This is a genomic window from Streptomyces actuosus, from assembly GCF_016921115.1.
In the GTDB taxonomy this organism is placed as follows: domain Bacteria; phylum Actinomycetota; class Actinomycetes; order Streptomycetales; family Streptomycetaceae; genus Streptomyces; species Streptomyces actuosus_A.
Genome location: NZ_JAFFZS010000054.1, coordinates 12053 through 33437 on the forward strand (window position 1 = coordinate 12053; position 21385 = coordinate 33437).

At 71.5% G+C, this 21385-nt stretch carries 21 protein-coding genes, 1 tRNA gene and 1 pseudogene; 18 read left to right on the top strand and 5 right to left on the bottom strand.

What is annotated here, in order from left to right:
• Nucleotides 1-115 precede the first annotated feature (115 nt).
• Nucleotides 116-1945 carry an IS481 family transposase gene (locus JS756_RS33880; protein ID WP_438817366.1) on the top strand — a complete coding sequence of 610 codons (1830 nt, stop codon included), beginning with the start codon at nucleotides 116-118 and terminating at the stop codon, nucleotides 1943-1945.
• A 50-nt stretch (nucleotides 1946-1995) separates the two neighbouring features.
• Here JS756_RS33880 and JS756_RS33885 read toward each other — a convergent pair whose 3' ends face one another.
• Nucleotides 1996-2457, bottom strand: coding sequence for an NUDIX hydrolase (locus JS756_RS33885; protein ID WP_205387111.1), 462 nt, complete (start codon nucleotides 2455-2457; stop codon nucleotides 1996-1998).
• A gap of 18 nt (nucleotides 2458-2475) precedes the next feature.
• Between JS756_RS33885 and JS756_RS33890 the strand changes: the two genes are divergently transcribed.
• From JS756_RS33890 to JS756_RS33945, 12 genes are all read left to right on the top strand, one after another.
• Nucleotides 2476-3255, top strand: coding sequence for a GntR family transcriptional regulator (locus JS756_RS33890; protein WP_205387112.1), 780 nt, complete (start codon nucleotides 2476-2478; stop codon nucleotides 3253-3255).
• Nucleotides 3256-3393: 138 nt separating this feature from the next.
• Nucleotides 3394-3750, top strand: a complete 357-nt coding sequence (locus JS756_RS33895; protein WP_205387113.1) for an SCO3933 family regulatory protein — start codon at nucleotides 3394-3396, stop codon at nucleotides 3748-3750.
• 2 nt (nucleotides 3751-3752) lie between these two features.
• Nucleotides 3753-5117 carry an FtsK/SpoIIIE domain-containing protein gene (locus JS756_RS33900; RefSeq protein ID WP_205387114.1) on the top strand — a complete coding sequence of 455 codons (1365 nt, stop codon included), beginning with the start codon at nucleotides 3753-3755 and terminating at the stop codon, nucleotides 5115-5117.
• An 83-nt stretch (nucleotides 5118-5200) separates the two neighbouring features.
• A complete protein-coding gene (locus tag JS756_RS33905) occupies nucleotides 5201-5404 on the top strand; it encodes a hypothetical protein (protein ID WP_205387115.1) in 204 nt (67 codons plus the stop codon).
• Nucleotides 5404-6057 (top strand): DUF2637 domain-containing protein, encoded by a 654-nt coding sequence (locus JS756_RS33910; RefSeq protein WP_205387116.1) that lies wholly within the window; start codon nucleotides 5404-5406, stop codon nucleotides 6055-6057. Before JS756_RS33905 ends, JS756_RS33910 begins: the two co-directional genes overlap by 1 nt.
• A gap of 14 nt (nucleotides 6058-6071) precedes the next feature.
• Complete coding sequence (locus tag JS756_RS33915; RefSeq protein WP_205387117.1) at nucleotides 6072-6251, top strand: hypothetical protein; 180 nt, start codon at nucleotides 6072-6074, stop codon at nucleotides 6249-6251.
• A gap of 4 nt (nucleotides 6252-6255) precedes the next feature.
• Nucleotides 6256-6447, top strand: a complete 192-nt coding sequence (locus JS756_RS33920) for a mobile element transfer protein (RefSeq protein WP_205387118.1) — start codon at nucleotides 6256-6258, stop codon at nucleotides 6445-6447.
• A gap of 12 nt (nucleotides 6448-6459) precedes the next feature.
• Nucleotides 6460-6615, top strand: coding sequence for a hypothetical protein (locus JS756_RS33925; RefSeq protein ID WP_205387119.1), 156 nt, complete (start codon nucleotides 6460-6462; stop codon nucleotides 6613-6615).
• A gap of 26 nt (nucleotides 6616-6641) precedes the next feature.
• Nucleotides 6642-6971 carry a SpdD-like protein gene (locus JS756_RS33930; RefSeq protein ID WP_205387120.1) on the top strand — a complete coding sequence of 110 codons (330 nt, stop codon included), beginning with the start codon at nucleotides 6642-6644 and terminating at the stop codon, nucleotides 6969-6971.
• 91 nt (nucleotides 6972-7062) lie between these two features.
• Complete coding sequence (gene repSA, locus JS756_RS33935; protein WP_205387121.1) at nucleotides 7063-8475, top strand: replication initiator protein RepSA; 1413 nt, start codon at nucleotides 7063-7065, stop codon at nucleotides 8473-8475.
• Entirely contained in the window at nucleotides 8472-8660 is a 189-nt protein-coding gene (locus JS756_RS33940; protein ID WP_205387122.1) for a helix-turn-helix domain-containing protein, read from the top strand. Before repSA ends, JS756_RS33940 begins: the two co-directional genes overlap by 4 nt.
• Nucleotides 8660-9814, top strand: a complete 1155-nt coding sequence (locus JS756_RS33945; RefSeq protein WP_205387123.1) for a tyrosine-type recombinase/integrase — start codon at nucleotides 8660-8662, stop codon at nucleotides 9812-9814. The genes JS756_RS33940 and JS756_RS33945 overlap by 1 nt, the downstream gene beginning before the upstream one ends.
• Before the next feature lie 68 nt (nucleotides 9815-9882).
• On the opposite strand, the gene JS756_RS33950 is transcribed toward JS756_RS33945, so the two are convergent.
• Both JS756_RS33950 and JS756_RS33955 read right to left on the bottom strand, forming a co-directional pair.
• Nucleotides 9883-9958, bottom strand: a tRNA-Arg gene (locus tag JS756_RS33950).
• Nucleotides 9959-11023: 1065 nt separating this feature from the next.
• Nucleotides 11024-12325 carry a M6 family metalloprotease domain-containing protein gene (locus JS756_RS33955; protein ID WP_205387124.1) on the bottom strand — a complete coding sequence of 434 codons (1302 nt, stop codon included), beginning with the start codon at nucleotides 12323-12325 and terminating at the stop codon, nucleotides 11024-11026.
• A gap of 696 nt (nucleotides 12326-13021) precedes the next feature.
• Here JS756_RS33955 and JS756_RS33960 point away from each other — a divergent pair.
• Together JS756_RS33960 and JS756_RS33965 are read left to right on the top strand one after the other, a co-directional pair.
• The gene (locus tag JS756_RS33960; RefSeq protein WP_205387125.1) at nucleotides 13022-13666 is read left to right on the top strand and encodes a TetR/AcrR family transcriptional regulator; all 645 of its coding nucleotides are present in this window, start codon (nucleotides 13022-13024) and stop codon (nucleotides 13664-13666) included.
• Between the two features lie 354 nt (nucleotides 13667-14020).
• Entirely contained in the window at nucleotides 14021-15571 is a 1551-nt protein-coding gene (locus JS756_RS33965) for an MFS transporter (RefSeq protein ID WP_205387126.1), read from the top strand.
• A gap of 229 nt (nucleotides 15572-15800) precedes the next feature.
• On the opposite strand, the gene JS756_RS33970 is transcribed toward JS756_RS33965, so the two are convergent.
• Nucleotides 15801-16301: a MarR family winged helix-turn-helix transcriptional regulator gene (locus JS756_RS33970; protein WP_205387127.1), complete on the bottom strand. Its 501-nt coding sequence runs from the start codon at nucleotides 16299-16301 to the stop codon at nucleotides 15801-15803.
• 263 nt (nucleotides 16302-16564) lie between these two features.
• Here JS756_RS33970 and JS756_RS33975 point away from each other — a divergent pair, with 263 nt between their 5' ends.
• A complete protein-coding gene (locus tag JS756_RS33975) occupies nucleotides 16565-17332 on the top strand; it encodes a dioxygenase family protein (protein ID WP_205387132.1) in 768 nt (255 codons plus the stop codon).
• A 385-nt stretch (nucleotides 17333-17717) separates the two neighbouring features.
• Here the strand turns inward: JS756_RS33975 and JS756_RS33980 are convergent.
• A pseudogene (locus JS756_RS33980) lies at nucleotides 17718-18245 on the bottom strand (GNAT family N-acetyltransferase); the annotation flags it as partial.
• 227 nt (nucleotides 18246-18472) lie between these two features.
• On the opposite strand from JS756_RS33980, the gene JS756_RS33985 reads away from it, so the two are divergent.
• The gene (locus tag JS756_RS33985) at nucleotides 18473-19468 is read left to right on the top strand and encodes a sigma-70 family RNA polymerase sigma factor (protein WP_205387128.1); all 996 of its coding nucleotides are present in this window, start codon (nucleotides 18473-18475) and stop codon (nucleotides 19466-19468) included.
• Nucleotides 19469-20315: 847 nt separating this feature from the next.
• Entirely contained in the window at nucleotides 20316-21131 is an 816-nt protein-coding gene (locus tag JS756_RS33990) for a TetR/AcrR family transcriptional regulator (RefSeq protein ID WP_205387133.1), read from the top strand.
• The last annotated feature ends 254 nt before the right edge of the window (nucleotides 21132-21385 follow it).

Consider the following 21385-nt stretch of genomic DNA (forward strand, 5'->3'; position numbering starts at 1 on the left):
CCCGGGAGATGCTTGACACTTCGGTCCCAGCTGATGGTTGACAGTGGCCGTGTTCGGCTTTTCTGTGCGCGTCGTTGCGGTGCGTGTGGGGAGGCCGGGATTGGCGCTGGTGGAGTTGTCGGTTGTCGAGCAGAGATACCGGGCTGTGCTTGCGGTGCTGGCGGGTGCGACGGTGACGGAGGTCGCTGCCCGGCTGGGGGTGTCGCGGCAGACGGTGAGCGGGTGGAAGTCGCGGTATGCCGCCTCCGGTCTGGCGGGGCTGGCTGATCGTTCACGTAGGCCGGCCTCGTGTCCGCATCAGGCTTCTGCGGAGGTGGAGGCGGCTGTGTGTGAGCTGCGGCGCAAGCATCCTCGATGGGGGCCGCGGCGGATCGCTCATGTGCTGGAGCGGTCCGGGGCAGTGGGGCCGGTGCCGTCACGGATGACGGTGTATCGGATCCTGGTCCGTCACGGGCTGGTGGAGCCGGGGGTGCGGCGGCGGAAGCGGTCGGATTACAAGCGCTGGCAGCGGGATCGGCCGATGCAGTTGTGGCAGATGGACATCGTTGGCGGGGTGATGCTGGTCGACCCGGTGACGGGTGAGCTGACCGAGGCCAAGGTTGTGACCGGTGTGGACGATCATTCCCGGTATTGCGTGATCGCGTCGGTGGTCGAGCGGGCGACGGGGCGGGCGGTGTGTGCGGCGTTCGCCCGGGCGATGCAGAGGTTCGGGGTGCCGGAGGAGGTGCTGACGGACAACGGCAAGCAGTTCACCGACCGGTTCGGGCAGGGCGGTGAGGTGTTGTTCGACCGGATCTGCCGGGAGAACGGGATCGCGCACCGGTTGACCCAGCCGGCGTCGCCGACCACGACGGGCAAGGTGGAGCGGTTCCACCAGACGCTGCGGCGTGAACTCCTGGACGACTGCGGCGCGTTCGAGAGCATCGGGGCGGCTCAGGCGGCGCTGGATCGTTGGGTGGAGGAGTACAACTCCTCGCGGCCGCATCAGGCGCTGGACATGCAGTCTCCAGGCGACCGGTTCGCCCCGGTTGCCGAGCAGGAGCGGGACGTGTTGGGCCTGAAGATCCCCGGAGTGCTGGCGCTGGTGCCGCAGCAGCGGACACCCCCAGCGGCACCGGATCCGGTGCCGGGGCCGGTGCCGGCTCGGGCTGAAGGCTCCGAGGCTCCGGCCGTCCTGCCTGAGGTGGTCCCGGCAGCGGTGCCGGTGGAGTCCGGTGGGCCGGTGGAGTTCGAGCGGGTGGTGCCCGCGAGCGGGAATCTGCAGGTCGCGGGCAAGCAGTTCTGGCTGGGTCCGGCCCGCTCGGGGCTGACGGTGACGTTCTGGGCCGACACGCAGGTGATCCATCTGCTGGTCGCCGGGGCGCGGATCAAAACCGTGCGGTCGCACCTGTCGGTGGCGGATCTGGGACGGCTGGCGGTCCGGGGCGGACGTCCGGCGGGGCCGGCCCCGCTTCCCGGCGGTGACGGGGCGGCGTTCGAGGTGGACCGGGTGGTGAACAACAGCGGCCTGGTCGGTCTGTGCGGGCACCAGGTCCTGGCGGCGGAGATCCTCGGAGGCCGCCAGGTCGGCATCCGCATCGACGGCGAGACACTGTCGTTCTTCGACCTCGCCTCACGGGAACTGCTGCGGGTGCGGCCCAACCCGCTCGGTGCCGACGAGGTGCAGCGGCTGCGTGGCCTGCGGCCCGCGGGCCCGCCACCCCGCCCCCGGGTGGAGCCGGTCCGTGTCCAGCGGCGGGTCAGCGCGGTCGGCACGGTCATGGTCTGCCGCCAGGTCGTCTCCCTCGGCCGCCCGTACGCAGGCCGGACCATCACCGTGCACGTGGCGGAATCGACCCTCACGGTCGAGTTGGACGGCCAGGTCCGCGTCATCCAGCGCACCACCGACATCCCCGTCCGCCACGTGAAGGCGAACAAGCCCCACAAGGTTTCCGATGTTGTCTAGGCCCACCGTCAGCCATCAACTGGGACCAGAACGTCAAACATCACCTGGGACTAGACAGGGATGAGGCGCCTGCCGTCGTGGCTGCGGACGTGAGGTTCGTTGCCGTCCAGGGCATCCAGGAGGCGCACTGCGAAGACCTCGGACATGCGGTCGCTGATCTCGTCGGGCGTGAGCCACGAGACGGCGGTGGACTCGCTGGAGGTGCGTTCGGTGCCGCCGGAGGGCTGGCAGCGGAAGACCAGGGCCACGATTCCGCGAGTCATGTTCTTGTAGACGCCGGTGAGTTGGTCGACCTCGACGTGGATGCCGGTCTCCTCCAGGATCTCGCGGGCGACGCCGGCTTCCGGGGTCTCGTCGAGTTCGAGGATGCCGCCGGGAAGCTCCCAGGTGCCGTTGTCGGCTCGGCGGATCGCCAGGAGGCGGCCGTCCTCGCGCACTACTGCTCCGGCCACGGACACGGAGTGCAGGGGAGGCATGGTCGCTTCCTGTGGTTGACTCATGTAGAGGAGCATAGGAGGCAGGGAACGACTATGGGAACTGCGGCTGGAGGGGTCGGTTCCGGGCCTCGGTACGTGCAGATCGCGGAAGAGATCGTGCAGCAGATCCGGGCAGGGGTCCTCAAGCCTGGCGACATGGTGCCGAGTGAGTCCGAGCTGGTGGACCGCTACGGCGTGTCCGGCGGGACGATCCGCAAGGCCATGGTCGAGGTCCGGGCGAGTGGGCTGGTCGAGACACGGCACGGCAAAGGCTCGATCGTGAAGAACCGCCCTCCGGTGCGGCACCGCTCCTCCGATCGTTTCCGGCGTTCGCTCCGGCAGGGTGGGCAGGCGGCCTACCTCGCGGAGTCGGCCCAGTCCGGAGCCACGGCCAAGGTGAGCGTCCTCTACATCGGGCCGACGGAGGCCCCCGAAGGCGCCGCGGAGCGGCTGGGCGTTCCCACCGGTACGCAGGTGCTGGCCCGTCGTCGCCTGTACTTCCGTAACGGCACTCCGGTCGAGACCGCGACGTCGTACCTGCCTTGGGGCGTGGTGAAGGACATCCCCGAACTGTTCGCCGAGAACCCCGGTGGCGGTGGCATCTACGCCCGACTGGAAGAACACGGGCATGAGTTCGCGGAGTTCGTCGAGACGTTGCAGGCGCGGCCGGCCTCGAAGGCGGAGGCGGTGGAGCTGGCACTGAGCCCGGGGGCCCCGGTGGTCCACCTGATCAGGGAGGCTCGTACGACCGCGGGCCTGGTTGTGGAGGTGTGCGACACGCTCATGGCCGCTGACCAGTTCGTTTTCGAGTATCGGATCCCTGCGGACGACTGACGTCCGCTCAACTCCTCACAGCCCGTCGCGAGTTCTCCTTCGCGGCGGGTTGACTCATGTATAGGAGTGATGCACTCTTCTTCATGTCACTCATGTACATGAGTGGCGAAGTTCAGCATCTATAGAGGAGTGATCGAAGTGCGTCAGATTCCCGTCGACACCGCGGGTGCGGTCGTGATGGTCGCCAAGTCCCCGCAGGTCAAGGTGCGTGACCGCCGTACCGGCGAGATCGCCACCGACACCGAGACAGGGGCGAGGCTGATGACGGTGGACGTGATGTTCGCAGCGAACGAGGAGGTGGAGATCCTGTCCGTCACCGTCCCGGAGCCGGGTATCTCCGGTGAGCTGACCATGGGCACGCCGGTCGCGCTCACCGGTCTGATCGCCCGTCCCTGGGAGAACGACTTCAACGGCCAGAAGCGGCACGGCATCGCGTTCCGAGCAGTCGCGGTCACCTCCCTGGTCGGCGCCGCCGCAGGGTCAGAGGCGGCCTGATCGTGACCCGGTTCGCGGTCGCTCTGGTGCTGGTCGTCGCCGCCGTGGGGCTCCTGCGGTGGCGGCGCCCCGCCTGGTACTGGTTGACCTTCGGGGTCACGCTGGCCGTGCTGCGGGTCCTGGTCAGGTACGGCTCGGTCATGGACGCGTGCGGGCTGACCGTCCCACCCGCCCGGTGGCGACTCGCGCTCGCCCGCACCACCCATCGGCCATTACCTGAGCCGCGCCCGCCGCGCATCCTGCGGCTGCGGCCCACCCGGACCGGCCTGGTCCTGCGACTCAAGCTCCGCCCCGGGCAGGACGCCTTCGACGTCGCCGCCGCCTCGGACCGGCTGCGGCACTCGTTCTCGATGTACGGCGTGACCTCGCGGGAACTGCGGTCGGGTGTCGTCGAGGTATGGATGACCGGCTACGACGTGCTCAAGCGCGTGCAGATGCCGGCCGCGGCTGCCGAGTCCCGGCCGATGCGGGTGCCGGTCGCGTTGCGAGAGGACGGCTCGGTGCACTACCGCGACTACCGGGCGATACCCCACGCCCTCACCCTCGGCGCCACGGAGTCCGGAAAGTCCGTCTACCAACGCAACCTGGTCGTCGGCCTCGCCCCGATGGACGTCGCCCTCGTCGGAATCGACTGCAAGCGCGGAGTCGAACTGTTCCCGCTGGCCCGACGGTTCTCCGCACTGGCCGACACCCCCGACGCCGCCGCCGAACTACTCGATGCGTTGGTGGCACGGATGGCGGACGTCTACCAACTCATCCGGGACCAGCAGCGCATCACCTCAGACGTACCGGATGCGGAGATCGCCGCCGACATCTGGGACCTGCCGGAAGAGCTTCGCCCGACGCCGGTCGTCGTCCTGGTCGACGAGGTCGCAGAACTCGCGCTGTACGCGAGCAAGGAGGAGGAGAGGCGCCGGGACCGGATCGTCACGGCCCTGGTCCGTCTCGCCCAGCTCGGCCGTGCGGCCGGCATCTACCTCGAAATCTGCGGGCAGCGCTTCGGCTCCGAACTCGGCAAGGGCATCACCATGCTCCGCGCTCAGCTCACCGGCCGGACCGCCCACCGCGTCAACGACGAGTCGTCGGCGAACATGGCCTTCGGCGACATCTCGCCGGACGCCGTCCTCGCCGCGATCCAGATCCCGGCCGAGATGCGGGGACTTGCCATCGCGGGCGACTCCTCCGGCGGGTGGCATCGCATCCGGGCCCCGCACACCTCGCTCCGTCAGGCGGTGAACATCTGCAACCGGCACGCCGACCGGACCCCGGACCTGCCCGAGCTGGCCCCGTTCCGGCCCGTCCGTCCCGGCCTCGGTTCCGACTCCGGGCCCGTGCCGCTGGGCAAGGCCTCCTCGGCCACTGCCTGATCCCCGCCGCATTCCCACGGCCGGCGCGATCGTCTTCGCGCCACGTCGCTACCTCGCCATGCCCATCGAAGGGAGATCCCGCCATGTGCCCGAACTGCGAGGATTTCGCACGGACCGTGCTCCTCCTCGGCCAACTCGCCCTCTACGCCGACATGACCAGCGCCGACCTCGACTTCGTGGAGGCCGTGGGCCCGTCCCTGGCCGTGTCGCTTCCCGAGCCGCCGCCGGGCGTGTTCCCGGACGGCTACGACCCCGACGGTGGACCCACCTACCCGGGCGACGCCTGATGGGCGGCCGTCACGCCCTCCGGGTCGACGCGGTCCTGATCCAGGCCGTGATCGCCGGTGCCCTGTCCTTCGCCCACCTGCACGACCTGGCCGCCGCTGCCGGACAGAACGGCTGGAAGGCCTGGGCCTACCCGGTGAGCGTCGACCTGCTCATGGTCGCCGCCTGGCGGCGCCTGCGCAGTGACGGGCCGTCCCGGCTGGGCTGGTGCTGGTTCGTCGTCGCGCTGTTCGCCTCCCTCGGTGCCAACGTCGCCACCGCCGGTTTCCTCGACCTGACCGTCCCACCTGCCCTGCTGCGTCTCGGGGTCGCCGGATGGCCCGCCCTCGCCTTCCTCGGCGGAACCCTCCTCGCCCACTCGGCGGCGGAGACAACGCCGGAGCCGATTGCGCCGGCCTCGGTCGCGGATCCGGAGCCATTCGAGCCCGATGCCGTTCCCGACCCGGCCGCCGTGGACGCTCCGGCTCCTTCTGCGGATCCTGCCCCGCTTCCGGCCGCGGCCCCGTCCGTCCCCGCCGCGCTCATCGACCACGCCCGCAAGGTCGCCGACGAGTACCGCACCCGCACCGGAGTCCCGATCGACCCCGACACCCTCCGCTCCCGCCTCGGCGTCCCGCCCCACCTCGCCGACGCCATCGCAGCCCACCTCACCTGACAGGAGAAGACCTCATGCGCCCGCACATCCGCGCCGCCCTTCAAAAGGCCGCCGAACTCACCCGTTCCAACCGGCTGGTGGAAGCCCTCCGGATCGGAGAGGCCGCCATCGACCAGGCCACCGGCGACGAGCACGCCGAGATTCGTCACTGGCTCACCGAGCACACCGACGACTTCGTCGGAGAGGGGAACTGACGCCATGCCCGCCCGCGACAACTTCCACTCCCTGATGCGGATCGGCCCCGTGCAGATCGGCACCCACCGCGACCGCAACGGCCGCAACACGCACGCCGCCGTCTGCACCGCCGACCGCTGCGGCTGGTCCGCCGACTACTCCAGCCAGACCGCCGCCCAGCTCGCCGCCCGCACCCACCGCTGCACCGTCCGTTAGGAGGCACCGACCGTGGACGTGCCCCTCTGGTTCGCCCTGCTGGCCGTCGGCTACCTCGGCGTCAAGCTCATCCGCCCGCCCTGGTGGCTGATCTGCGTGCTCCTCCTCGGCGGCTACCTCCTCGCCGACAGCGTCCTCGCCCCCGTCATCGACACCGCCACCAAGTAACCCGGGCTCGCGGAAGGAGACCACCCATGTTCCGGCCCAAGCTCCCGGTCATGCCCCAGCCGACCGGCCTCGTCGCCCCGCCCGCCGCCATACAGCCGACCGCCGTCACCCGTGGCACCCCGACCGGCCCGGTCCCGGCGCCTGCCCTCGCCGTCGCCCCGGAGCCGCGCCGCCCCGTCGTGCAGCTCACCCCCGGCACCGCCCTGGCCCTCGTCGGCGCCGGCACGGCCGTCGTCCTGGTGGTCGGCGCCGTCCTGGTCTCACTGCTCCTGGCGGTCGCCGTCACAGGTGCCTCGGTCGCCGTCTGTGCGGTCGTCCTGCGCTCCCTGCTCGCCTCCGACGCCAAGCGCCGCTGAGCGGCCCCCGGGCGGATTCGACACCGCCAAGCATCCGCCGCCCGGGAGCCGTCCCCGCCGATCGATCTCGCAACCGGAAGGAACCCCCAGCATGGCCCACCGGGCCTCACTCCCGACACAGAAGGCGCCCAAACCCGTCTCCCCGACGCTCGACCCGGCCACTCTCGGAGATGTCCTCCGGGTCGCCTCCGCTTCCGACTACACCCGCTGGGAGGACCAGATCCGCCGCACCGGCGGCTGCTCCGACCCCGTCCACCTCACCGGCTGGACCCTCCACAAGGACCGGACAACCGGCGAGACCCTGCACCACTACTCCACCGCCACCGAACCCGGCGGACGTCTCCGCCTCGCCTGCGGCAACCGCCGCGCCTCCCGCTGCCCCTCCTGCGCCTGGACCTACGCGGGCGACACCTACCACCTCATCCGCTCCGGTCTCGCCGGAGACGACCGCCGTGACATTCCCGCCACCGTCCGCGACCACCCCCGCGTCTTCACCACCCTCACCGCCCCTTCCTTCGGCCCGGTCCACAACCGCCCCGACCACGGCGGCACCTGCCGCTGCGGCACCTCACACACTCCCGACGCCCCCGAGCTGGGCACCGCCCTCGACCCCGACACCTACGACTACGCCGGCGCCGTCCTCTTCAACAACCACGCCGGACAGCTCTGGCAGCGCTTCACCACCCGCCTGCGCCGCGAACTCGCAGCCCGCGGCGGCCTGCCCCGCCGCGAACTGGCGGACCATCTCCGCGTCTCCTACGGCAAGGTCGCCGAATTCCAGAAGCGCGGCGCCCTCCACTTCCACGCCGTCGTCCGCCTCGACGGCCCCGACGGACCCGGTACCCCGCCGCCCGCCTGGGCCACGGCCGGCCTCCTCACCGACGCGATACGAGCCGCCGCCGCGCACTCCTACACGTCCGTCTCCGTCCCGGCCGCCGCCGACCAGCCCGCCCGCACCTTCCGCTGGGGCCGACAACTCGACGTCCGCCCGGTCAAGGTCTTCGGCGACGGCTCCGACGTCACCGAACAGGCCGTCGCCTCCTACGTCGCCAAGTACGCCACCAAAGCCGCCGAGAACACCGGCACCCTCGACCGCCGCATCGGCGAACTCGCCGAACTCGACCGCCACCACGTCCCCGACCACACCCGCCGCCTCATCACCGCATGCCGCGACCTCGACGCCCTCTACCCGGACCGGCGCCTCTGGGCCTGGGCGCACATGCTCGGCTTCCGCGGCCACTTCTCCTCCAAGTCCCGCGCCTACTCGACCACCCTCGGCGCCCTCCGCCAGGAACGTGCCGACTACCGCGCCGCCCAAGAGGCCTTTGCCCTCGGCCTCGACGACCGAGAACCGGACACCGTCCTCGTCCTGGCCGACTGGCAGTACGCCGGTCACGGCCACACCCCCGGCGAAGCCGCTCTCGCCGCCACCATCGCCCGCGACCTCCGGACCAACCGCGAGACCGCCCGCGACGCCCTCCGCACCGAAAGGAGCACGGAATGACCATCGCCACCGTCGAACTCCTGACCGTGCCGGAGGTCATGGCCCGGCTCAAGCTCGGGCGCTCCAAGGTCTACGACCTCATCCGGTCGCACCGCCTCGTCTCCATCAAGATCGACGGCGCCCGCCGCATCCCTGCCCACGCCGTGACGGACTTCGTCCTCGGCCAGATCGAGGAGGCTGCCTGATGGCCGGCCAGCGCAAGCGCAACCCGAACGGCGCCGGCACCCTCACCAAGCGCAAGGACGGCCGCTACCAGTGCGCGGTGTACGTCCTCCAGCCGGACGGCACCCGCGCCCGCAAGTTCGCCTACGGCAAGACGTGGGCCGAGTGCGACGCCAAGCGCCGGGAACTGCTCGACAAGGTCGACCAGGGCGTGCCCGTCCCCACCAAGTCGGCCAAGCTCTCCGAGTGGCTGCCGTACTGGCTGGAGAACGTGATCAAGTCCCGGCGGAAGCTCAGCACCTTCGACAAGTACGAAGCGCACGTCCGCCTCTATCTGGTGCCGCTCCTCGGCGCCAAGCGTCTGGAATCGCTCGGCGTCGCCGACGTCCGCCGCTTCCTCGTGCGCCTGGAGAAGCAGACGACCGCCGCGACGGCCAAGGAGTCGCATCGGGTGCTGCGTTCGGCCCTGTCCGCCGCCTGCCGGGAGGAACTGATCACGCGGAACGTTGCCAAACTCGTCGAGCCGCCCCGCACGGCCACGCCCGAGCTGCACCCGTGGTCCCTGGACGAGACGCTCGATTTCCTCGCCGCATCCCGGAAGGACCCGCTCTACGCGGCCTTCGTCCTCGCCATCGCCATGGGCCTGCGTCGGGGAGAGATCGTCGGTCTCCGGTGGTCGGACCTCGACCTCGACCACCGCGTGCTGTACGTCCGTCATCAGGTGCAGCGGCGCCGTGGCGTCCTGTACGACGAGGACCCCAAGAGCCGCCGTCGCCGTGCCGTCCCGCTGCCCGGCCTCTGCATCGCGCCGCTGCGCTGGCACAGCTTGCGGCAGGCTGCGGCTCGCGGCAAGGCGGGGGAGAGGTGGCAGGACTCCGACTACGTCTTCGCCACCCGGACCGGGCGCCCCGTCGAACCGCGCAACCTCTATCGGTCCTTCACCCGCGTCGCCGAGTCGGCCGGCCTCCGGGTGATCCGGCTGCACGACGCCCGGCACGGCACGGCCACGCTCCTCACAGCGGCGGGAGTGGCGCCCCGCGTGGTGATGGAGATCCTGGGGCACTCCCAGATCAGCATCACCATGGATGTCTACACGCATGTCGTGCAGGACACCCAGCGGGAGGCCATGAGCCACATGGACCGGCTGCTGAGGAAGAGGCGCCCCGGCCGTGGGTGACCGCCCGCGTTGATGTCAGAAGTGGATGTCAAAGGCCCCGGACCAAGATCGGTCCGGGGCCTTTGCGCTGGTGCCCCCGGCAGGATTCGAACCTGCGACACCCGCTTTAGGAGAGCGGTGCTCTATCCCCTGAGCTACGAAGGCGGGGTTCTGTCGGAGGGCGGTCCGAAGCGTGGTGCGCTGGGCTTCAGGCCTGCTGCCGACAGGGTTGCGGCGGCCAGGCCGGTGAGGTCTGGGCCACCGCCGACAGTGTAGCGGGTCGGTCCTCTCGGCGTCGGGGTGATCACCGGAGCCTGTGGCACGGCGGCCGGGGGCGGGGGAAGGCACTGAGCAGGCGGGTTCCGGCGAGGGGGTGTCCGGTGACGGCTGGTGCTGGTGCTGGTGCTGGTGCCGGTGCTGGTGTGGGGTACGGCACGGGGCATGGCGTCGTGCGGTGGAACGGGTGCAGTGGACGACGTAGGGGTGCGGGGTGACCTGGGCGAGAGGGGGCGGTCGGGGGGCGGGCGTCCGGTGGCGCAGGGGGCCTGGAGCGTGCCGTCTGTTCTCGGGGTGTCAGGCGGGGTGTGTGATCTGGTGCCCGGTGGCGAGGACCGCGAGGGTGCCGGTGGGGGTGAGTCCGATGAGGGCGGCGCCGGAGATCGTGGCGCCGCCGGTCACGCCCCAGCGCGTCGATCGGGTAGCGGGCGGACGCGGACAGGGGGCCTGCCGGGAGGTAACCGATCGCGTTGAGCCCGGTGTTGGCCTCGGCGGGTCGCCGCGCCGGGACGCTGGAGTCGAGCCGCGAACCGTGCTCGGCGCGCTCTGCGACCTGTGCGGCTGACGCTCACTCGAGAACCCCTGCTGGAATCGCACGAGTTCGGCCACGCCTGCGGATGGTCGGGGCTCGACCGGCGCAAGTCGTCGCTGACGCACCAGCTCATGGCGCTGCGCGAGGTGGCGGGGGTCACGGGACAGGGCCGGTACGGGGCCGAACGTCGCGGCCACGTCCGCATCGACGACCTGAGCGCCCCGTTCCTCGGCCTGGTCGAACCGGTCTGGTGGCGGTCCGGACCCCGCAGGTCTGGGCGCCCCCACTCCGGCAGGGGGAGGGGGCGTGGGCCCGGTTTCGGCCCGGATGGTTCCGGTGTCTGCGTCTGCCCGGGGGCGAGGGCCGGTGCGGGGCTGTGGCGCGGTCCCGGTCCGGGTGGTGGCGTGGCCGCTCGCGTGGGGTCACCCGCGCGTCACCCGGACCCGGTAGTTCCCCGCGAGATCCGCCGAGGCCACCGCGATGCGGACTTTCCGCCGGGGGTCTTTGAAGACCTCGCCGGGGACGAACGCGGCGTCCGAGAGCTCCGCGTGGACGTTCGGGCTCCGCGTGCACCCGCCGCTGTGCCTCTGGGAGTCGTAGACGGTGATCGGCCCCAGGCCCGTGTCGACGTCGGCGTCGACACGGTAGATGAGGATGCCGGGGCGGCACACCGTCTCGTCGTTGCCTTCGCGGGTGCGCAGTTCCAGTGCGTAGCCGGTACGCCCGTTCAGCGGGACGAAGACAAGCTTCGGGCCGCCGCGGCGGGCGAGAGGGGTGAGCGTGAACTCCCTCGTGCCCCTGGTCGTCGCGCAGCGGACCTGGTCGGCGTCCAGCCAGCCCAGTTTCCACTTGTGCCAGCCCAGCAGGTCGTTGTTGGCGCCCCAGTCCTCGCTCATGATGTCCCAGTGCCCGACCGCGCCTCCGCCCTGCTGCGTGTAGAGGTCGGGCAGGCCGAAGACGTGGCCGTTCTCGTGCGGCAGGACCCGGTAGCCGGTGCGGTCGTACGAGCCGGAGCCGTCGTCCTGGCGGGAGTAGACGAACGAGGCGTTGGCCACCGGCACCCCGTCCGCGACGGGCGCCTCGGCGTTGCCGGCGAAGGTCACCGACAGGACCGTGTCCAGTGCGGAAGGGCCCGCGTTCGGGGTGACCAGGACGTTCAGGAGGTCGTAGGAGTGGAAGTCCACCTCGGGGTCGGCGGCGGAGACGATGTCCTGGACCAGCTCGCGATAGCCCGGGTCGAAGGGGGCGCCACGGTCTATCCCGTACGCCGCGAACGGCTTCGGCATGCGCAGCCAGCCGGTGATGGGGGTCTCGGGGCGGTAGTCGAGACGGCCGTAGGAACTGATGCGGAACCACTTCCGGGTCTGCGGGAAGAATTCGCGGTAGCGGTTCAGCGCCCTGCCCGTTCCCGGCGCGTCCGGAAAATCGATCATGACGGTGAGGGCGCGAACGGTCCCGGTCGACCGGGCGTAGTCGCCGGGTGTCGGGATGCCCTCCGACATCTGCACGGCCGGATCGCCGTTGATCATGCAGGGTCCGAGCGCCGAGGAGTGGGTGAGTTCGGGGACCGGTCCGGGGCCGGAGGACGTGCCGTCCGGAGTCAGGTGCCCGGTGCCCGCCGAAGTGTTCACCACGAGGGTCAGCGCGGAGACGGAGGCGAACGCGGCCACTCTGCTCGGGCGTATCCGACGGCGTTTCCGGGAGCGCTCAGGCTGCGGCTGCATGCGGGGCCTCTCGGTCCAGGCAGCCGCCACTCCCCGGCTGCACCCTTGCGATCACCCTCGGTCGGAGCGGTCGCACGCGCGCGCTGGCCTGGTCCGATCGTGGGCCTCGGGGAACGGCGAGGCTTCGCCTCGGACCCCGCGGGGAAGATCGGGAAGCCGGGAGGCCGGGGGGTCGGGGCGCGGTGGGGCCCGTATCGGTGGCCGCGGCCAGTGGCCGATGGGTGACCCCGGCGTGTGGTCGGCCGGGTCGCGAGATCGGCCCCGATCCCGCCCGGGCGGGGTCGACCCGCGCCGTGCTCGGCGCCCGGCGGGCCACGCCCGCGCATGGCCCCGGCGGCGGTTCCCGGTGGCGACGCGGAGGCGGTGACGGGGGAGTCGGCCAGGGCGCGGGGGCCGGTGCCCGGGAAGGCGCTGCGGTCGAGGCCCGTGTCCGCGTGCGCGGTCGGTGAGGTTACCCGGCGGCACCCCGACCGTCGTCATCGGACCCGTGCGCGCGTGCGCGGCCGGTGGTGGGGGCGGGGACGGTGGCGGGGTGGGGTGACGGGCACCCGGAGGGCGAATGTGAGCCAGCTCACATCGAGAATCTCGGAAGCGGGAAATAACCGGGGATCCCTTCCCCGTTTAGACCTGTGTCCGCGCGAAACGGGGAGACGATCCCCGGATCGCAGCCACCGACCGTCCACCGTGGAGGAAGCCGTGCCGACCACCCTTCCCGCGCCCCGCAAGGCGACCCGGCCGCGTGCCGACGCCCTGCGCAACCGGGAGCGGATCGTCACCGCCGCCCGGGAGATGTTCGTCGAGCACGGCCCCGACGTGCCGCTCGACGAGATCGCCCGCCGGGCCGGCGTCGGCAACGCCACGGTCTACCGTAACTTCCCCGACCGCGACGCCCTCGTTCGTGAGGTCGTCTGCTCCGTCATGGAGCGCACCGTGGCCGCGGCCCAGGCCGCGCTCGCGGAGACCGGGGACGCCTTCGAGGCCCTGGAGCGCTTCGTGCACGCCGCCGCGGACGAGCGGATCAGCGCGTTGTGCCCGATGGTCTCGAGCACCTTCGACCAGAACCACCCGGACCTGGAGGCCGTACGCGAACGGTGCGAAGGCCTCGTCGAGGAGGTCATGGACCGCGCCAAGGCGGCCGGCCAGCTCCGCCCCGACGTGGGCGTCGGCGACGTGCTGATCGCCGCCGCCCAGTTGAGCCGGCCCCCGGCCGGGACCGGGTGCCTCAGCATCGATCGTTTCGCCCACCGCCATCTGCAGCTGTTCGTCGACGGGCTGCGGGCTCCCGCCCGCTCCGACCTGCCGGGCACAGCCCCGACCGTGGAGGACCTGCGCCAGCCCTGATCGAGCAGTTCCGTCGCGCTCCGTCGCGTCCTTCGGGTCGACCGGCCCCGACCGAGCGGTCGTGAGCGAGCAGCCGTGACCCGGCAGCCGCGAACGAACCACCGCGATCGAGCCGCTGCTCCCGAGCAGTCACCCGTGGGCAGTCGCCTCCGAGGAGTCGCGCTGCCGAGCGGTCGAGTCCGAGCGGTCGAGTCCGAGCAATTCTGTCCGGCCGGCTTCGACCGATGAGTTCGCGGGACCGCGGCAGTCACAACAACCGGCCTCCACCGTCCGCCGCCCATGGCGGACCGTCCCCCCACGACACCTCCTACCTTCACGTTCCTTCCGTCACGAAGTCCCGAAGTGGGTACACCCATGTCAGAAACACTCTCGAAGGCCCCCGGCGCACCGGCTCCGTCCGGTGACGCCAACCGCTGGAAAGCGCTCGTCTTCATCGCGCTCGCCCAGCTGATGGTCGTTCTCGACGCGACCATCGTGAACATCGCGCTGCCCTCCGCCCAGCAGGACCTCGGCATCTCCGACGGTAACCGGCAGTGGGTCGTCACGGCCTACGCCCTCGCCTTCGGCGGTCTGCTGCTGTTCGGTGGCCGCATCGCCGACCTGTGGGGCCGCAAGCGCGCCTTCGTCGTCGGTCTGGTCGGCTTCGCCGCGGCGTCCGCGCTCGGCGGTGCCGCGACCACCGGCGCGATGATGTTCGGTGCCCGCGCCCTGCAGGGTGCGTTCGGCGCCCTGCTCGCCCCCGCGGCGCTGTCGCTGCTCGCGGTCATGTTCACCGACGCCAAGGAGCGCGCCAAGGCGTTCGGCATCTACGGTGCCATCGCCGGTGGTGGCGGTGCCGTGGGCCTGATCCTCGGCGGCTTCCTCACCGAGTACCTCGACTGGCGCTGGACGTTCTTCGTCAACATCCCCTTCGCCGTGATCGCCGCGGCCGGCGCCTACTTCGTCATCCGTGAGCCCAAGGGCGGCCGCAACCGCTCCTCGCTCGACATCCCCGGCGTCGTCCTGTCCACCCTCGGCCTGGTCGCGCTCGTCTACGGCTTCACCCGCGCCGAGTCCGACGGCTGGAGCGACTCCGTCACCATCGGCATGTTCATCGCCTCCGCCGTGCTGCTGCTGACCTTCGTGCTCGTGGAGTCCAGGGTCAGGGCCCCGCTGCTGCCCCTGCGCGTGGTCACCGACCGCAACCGCGGCGGGATCTATCTGTCGCTGGGTCTGGCGATCATCGCCATGTTCGGCCTGTTCCTCTTCCTCACGTACTACCTCCAGGTCGTCAAGGGCTACTCCCCGGTCAAGACCGGCTTCGCCTTCCTGCCGATGATCGCGGGCATGATCGCGGGCTCCACCCAGATCGGTGCGCGCCTGATGACCCGCGTCCCGGCGCGACTGCTGATGGGTCCGGGCTTCCTCGTCGCAGCGCTCGGCATGCTGCTGTTGACCCGGCTGGAGATCGGCTCGTCGTACGCCGCTCTGCTGCTGCCGGCGATGCTGCTGCTCGGTCTGGGCATGGGTACGGCGTTCATGCCGGCCATGTCCCTGGCCACCACCGGCGTCGAGCCGCGGGACGCCGGCGTCGCCTCCGCGATGGTCAACACCTCGCAGCAGGTCGGCGGCGCGATCGGTACGGCCCTGCTGAACACGATCGCCGCCTCCGCGACCACGTCCTACATCAAGGACCACATCGCCTCCGCCGCCACCCGGCCCCAGCAGCAGCTGGTCCAGCTGGAGGGCATGGTGCACGGCTACACCAACGCCATCTGGTTCGCCGTCGGCATCCTGGTCGTCGCCGCGGCCATCGTGGTGACCTTCGTCAACGCCGGTCGCCCCGACAGCGCCGCCGTCGCCTCCGGCAACGGCGCGGGCGAGGGCGCCGAGGACGAGGTGGTCGTACCGGTCGTCGCCCACTGACGGCGCCCGGCAAGGCCTGAGAGAGGCGGCGGCGCCGTCGCGGGCACAGATCCGCGGCGGTCGCCGGGCCGACTCCTTCGGGCGGTACGTCTACGAGTGCGCCCGTCGGCAGGTACGCCCCGGGCCGCACTCTTCGAGCAGTACCACTTCGGGCCGGGCCGCACGGGAGGAAGGGGACGCCTCCCGTGCCGGGCCCCAGGGCCTGCCCCGGCTGCGCCGAGTGAGCGGCTCAGCGCAGCCAGGGCAGGTCCGCACCCGCTTCCCGGGGCTGCAGGCCCTCGGCGACGATCTGCATGATCTCGCCGAGGGCCTGCTGCTGTTCGGTGCTGAGCCGGTCGAACATCGCCTGGCGCACGGCGGCCACGTGACCGGGGGCGATGCGGCGCAGCACCTCCGTGCCGGCGTCGGTCAGCACCGCGAACTGGCCCCTCTTGTCGGACGGGCACTCCTCACGGCGGACCCAGCCGTTCTTCTCCAGGCGCGCGATCGCGTGGGAGAGGCGGGAGCGGGTGATCTTCGCCTGCATGGCCAGTTCCGTCATGCGCAGCCGGCGGCGCGGCGCCTCGGCGAGGCCGACCAGCAGGCCGTAGTAGATGTGCGGCATGCCCGCGTCCCGCTGGAGCTGGCGGTCGAGGTGGTCCTCGAGGAGGGTGGTGGCGTGCAGGTAGGCGCGCCAGACCCGCTGCTCCTCGTCGGTGAGCCAGCGCGGTTCGTCGGGTGCCGTGTTCATGTGCTCCACTCTACGAGAGCCTTCCTTGAAGTTTAAACAAAATGGACCTAGGGTGAGATGATTCGCTTTAGAGTTCAAACAACGGGGAGTGGGTCACGTACCCGGAGGGAGTCGCCGCCATGACCGCCGCCACACCCGAGGGCCGCCCGCCCCGGGAGCGAGTACCCGAGGAGCGAGCGCCGGGACGTGAGGAGCGGGCGTCCCGGGGGCGCGTACGAGTGCCGGAGGAGCTTGTGTCCGACAGGCGCGTCCCGCGCGAGCGCATGCCCGCCCTCTATCTCGGTCACGGTGCCCCACCCCTTGCCGACGACCCCGTCTGGCCCGGCCAACTCGCCTCCTGGGCCGCCCGGCTGCCCCGGCCCACCGCGATCCTCATGGTCTCCGCCCACTGGGAAGAGGCCCCGCTCGCCCTGGGCGCCACCACGACCGCCCCGCTCGTCCACGACTTCTGGGGCTTCCCCGAGCACTACTACCGGGTCCGGTACCCCGCCCCCGGCGCCCCCGCACTCGCCGACGCCGTACGCCGGCTGCTGCGCGCCCCGGGCACGCCCGTCCAGGACATGCCCGACCGCGGCCTGGATCACGGTGCCTACGTGCCGCTCGTCGAAATGTTCCCGGAAGCCGACATTCCCGTCCTCCAGGTCTCCATGCCCACCCTCGACCCGGTACGGCTCATGGAGATCGGCCGCAGGCTCGCGCCGCTGCGCGACGAGGGTGTGCTGATCGTCGGCTCCGGCTTCTTCACTCACAACCTGGCCGCCCTGCGGCACACCGGCGCAGGGGTGCCGGGCTGGTCCGCCGAGTTCGACGACTGGGGGCGGCGTGCGCTGGAGGGCGGCGACGCCGACGCGCTGCTCGACTTCACCCGCAAAGCCCCGGCCGGGCGCCTGGCCCACCCGCGCACCGAGCACTTCGCGCCCCTGTTCGTGACGATGGGCGCGGCGGACGCCGTCGGGGAGCTCGGGGAACAGGCGTCGGTGATCGACGGGTTCTGGATGGGGCTGGCGAAACGGTCCGTGCAGTTCGGGTGACCGGGCGGGGCCCGGGGAACGGCTCGGCCGGGCCCGCTGTCCGGTCCTTGCCCAGCGGTCTGCCGGGGCTCCTGCGTACCGGACCGGCCAGGGCGCCGAGTCCCCGCTCCGGTGCCCTGGGGTTCGGGCCGCCGGTCCCGGGCTCGGCATCCCGGGCCGCGGGTCCCAGGGTGTCGGTCTCAGGCTGTGCGTCTCAGGTCGTGGGTTCCGCCGGGGCGCGGGTGCCTCCGGGTGCCTCGTCGGGGCCGGAGCTCCCCCGGTCCTGGGTTCCCGCTGCTCCTTCCCGCGATCCCGTCGCCGATTGCTGCGTTCCCGGCGGCGGGTTCCCGGTTCTCGTGGCCGGTTCCCGCGTTCCGCCGGTCGGTTCCTCCGTTCCCGGAGGCCCGAGTTCCTTCTCGTACCAGGACACGTCCCAGTACCGGCCGAATTTGCGTCCTACCTCGCGATACGTGCCGACGTACCGGAAGTCGAAACGTTCGTGCAGCCGGGCGGACGCCTCGTTCGGCTGGGCGATCCCCGCGTAGGCGCGGTGGAGGTCCTCGTCGGCCAAGGCCTCGAGCAGGGCCTTGTAGAGGAGCGTGCCGACTCCGCGGCGGCCGGCGTCCGGGCGGAGGTAGACGGACACCTCCACGGAGGTCGCGTACGCGGGCTTGGCGCGGAAGGGGCTGGATGTGGCGTACCCCAGAATCCGCTGTGAGTTCCCTTCGGGGTCCGCCTCCGCGGCAACCATCAGCCGGTACGGGCCGTCTTCCGGGTGGGAGAGCAGCCAAGGGCGGCGCTCTTCCGGGGTGAAGACCGCGGTGTCGAATGTGACGGCCGTCTCACGTACGTAGTGGTTGTAGATGTCCGTGAGTGCCTGGAGGTCGCTCTCGGCTCCCGGTCTGACCTGCACCTCTGCGCGCTCCGACGGCATCGCGCCTCCTCATGTGGCGGCACAGGGTACTGCATGATCATAAAAATAGGGGGGGCGGGTTGGGAATTCTGTCCGGATTCCAGTCGTTGTTTCCATCGGATGCAGGGCACCCGAGGAGAGTCCCGAGAGGGCTTGAAGCGGAGCTCGGGGGCAACCGAGGAAGAGCTCGAGCAAGTGCGCGGCGTCCGAAGGACCACCCGCTGACCCACCATCGCAAGGGAGCACGCATGGCAACCCGTGCCGTCGCCCGTCGTCAGTCCGCCACCGGCGAGACGGCTGACGCGGCAAGCAGTGTTCGCACCAACGGCGCCGTCGCCGACCGCGATCTGGTCGGCATGTACCTCGACGAGATCGCGCGGACACCGCTGCTCGACGCCGCCAAGGAGGTCGAGCTGTCGCAGATGATCGAAGCGGGTGTGTTCGCGCGGCAGGTCCTCGAAGGCGGCGAGGAGTCCACGGCGGATGCCACCCGCGAGGAGCTGGAGGCCGTGGTCGCCGAGGGGGAGCGGGCCAAGGAGGTCTTCATCCGCTCCAACCTGCGCCTGGTCGTCGCGGTCGCCCGCCGCTACCCCCGTAGCGGTCTGCCGCTGCTGGACCTGATCCAGGAGGGCAACGCCGGCCTGGTCCGCGCGGTCGAGAAGTTCGACTACCGCAAGGGATTCAAGTTCTCGACGTACGCCACCTGGTGGATCCGCCAGGCCATCACCCGGTCGATAGCCGACCAGTCCCGCACGATCCGGCTCCCCGTCCACCTCGTGGAGGAGCTCGGCCGTATCCGCCGCGTCCAGCGCGAGTTCAACCGCGAGAACGGCCGCGACCCGGAGCCCGCCGAGATCGCCGCCGAGCTGGGCTCCACGCCGGAGCGCGTCACCGACGTGCTCGACTGGGCCCGCGACCCGGTCTCGCTGAACATGTCGGTCGACGACGAGGGCGAGACGCAGTTCGGTGACCTGCTGGAGGACACCTCCGCGGTGTCCCCGGAGCAGTCGGTGCTCACGCTGCTGCGCAGCGAGGAACTGGACGGTCTCATCGGCCGGCTCGACCAGCGCACCGCCTCGATCATCAAGATGCGGTACGGCATCGAGGACGGCCGCGAGCGCACGCTGACCGAGGTCGGCAAGGAACACGGACTGACGCGCGAGCGGATCCGGCAGATCGAGAAGCACGCCCTGCTGGAGCTGAAGAAGCTGGCCCGCGACACCGGCTTCGACGCGGCGGCCTGACCCCGCCGACCGCGGAATCGCCCGCCCGGTGCCGTCCGGCACCGGCGGGCGGAACGCACCGGGCGGGACGCCGTTCGGTCCGTTCGACGCCACGGCGGGCGGCAATGCCGGTCGGTCGTACGGGAGTCGGGTCGGCGGTGAGCGGTGTCGTACCGCTCGCCTCCGGTCGGTTCCGGTCGATGTGAACCTCCCGGTGGGGGTGTGCGCCCTGCAGCCACCGCGTACGCGGGGTGGCGAAAGCCCGCGCAAACATGGCGATGTAACGTCGCTTCAACCCATACTGCCCTGGGAACAAGACTTCAGGGAACGGCCGTTCGGGCCTCCGCCCGGATGCAGCCCCGCCCCTCGACCGAGCCAAGTCCCGACGCACTCCCCCCGGTGCCGGGACTTTCCCGAGCCGGGCTTCGGCACCCTCCCCCCGGTGCCGGAGCCCGGCTTCTTCTGCGTGTGGCCCTTGCGGACGGGCGCGACCGGCTTGATCGGCCGGGTCGACAGGACGGATCGGCGGACAGGATCGGAAGGCCGGGCCGACCGGGCCGGAGCGACCGCCGGGCTGAGCCGATGGGGCAGCCGACGGGGCCGGGGCGACCGGAGGAGCGGGTCACCCCGTACCTGAACCACGGGGTGACCCGCTGGATGGCAGATTGTGCCACATCGGCATAGCCTGCCCAACATGAGCACCACCCCATCGAGCGGCACGCCCTCCCACCCCCTCTCCTCCTCTGCGTCCGCCTCCTCTGCATCCGCCGCCTCCGCATCCGCCACCTCCCGCTCGCGCTCCGGCCCCCGCCCCACGTCCCGCTCCGCTTCCGGCTCCCTGACCGAGCGACGCAAGGCGGCGACCCGGATGGAGATCGCCCGCGCCGCAGCACGGCTGTTCGTCACCCACGGCCTGCGGGCCACCCGCGCCGAGGACATCGCCCAGGCCGCCGGGGTCGCCCCCCGCACCTTCTACCGCTACTTCGCCGCGAAGGAGGAAGCCGTCTCCCCGCTCTACGCGGCGGGGGCACGCCGCTGGACGGATGCCGTGCGTGACGCTCCGGCGGGCCTCGCGCCGCCGGATGCCCTCGAACACGCGGCACGGCAGACGCTCACGCCGGGTTCCGGGGTGTCGGCGGCTTCCTGGGAATGGGTCCGCACCCTGGTCCGCCTCGCCGACTCCAGCCCTGCCTTGCGTCGGGTCTGGGCCGAGGCCTGCCACACCGCCGAGACCGACCTCGCCGCTGCCTTGGCCCACCGTCTGACCGATAGTCAGGGCGGGAGCGTTGCGGTACAGGGTGCGGTCGGGGACCAGGACCAGGGAGTGTCGGCCGACGGGACGGTCTGTGGTGAGGACCAGAGCGCCTCTGCGGAGAGCGTGGCCGCCGACCGGGGCGGAGACACCGTAGCCCGAGGCGCGGTCGGCGGAGACCGCGTCGACGGCGCCCCGGGTGTGACCGACGGCTACGACAACGTTGCCGCCGACCTGGCTGTCTCGCCCCGCATCCGCTTCGCCGCAGCCGTCGCTGGCGCGGCGGTCCGGGTCGCCGTGGAGGCATGGGCGGAAGGAACCGCGGAGGCGTCCGGGGCGCAGGGGCCTGCGGAGACGGCGGTGCGGAACCTGGGGGCGGTGCGGGAGTTCCTCGGCGCGGTGGCGCCGGGCGAGGACGGCGGAGGCGGCTGAGCGAGGGGAGGGAAGCGGCCGTGCGTGAGGGGGAGACAGCCGCGGACCGATGGCTGACGCTGCGGGATGCCGGGGGAGGACGAGGGGCGGGGCAGGGAAGGGGACAGACGGGCGGGCGGGCGGGCGAGCGGAAGATTTCAAGTCCAGTGAGACGGTCGTGACGCTATGAGGTTTGTGGTGCGGGTTCCCTGCGCTTGGCCGGGTCGTTGATCCATGCCTGCTGGGGTATCCGGGGTGGTCGGGGGCGGCGGCCG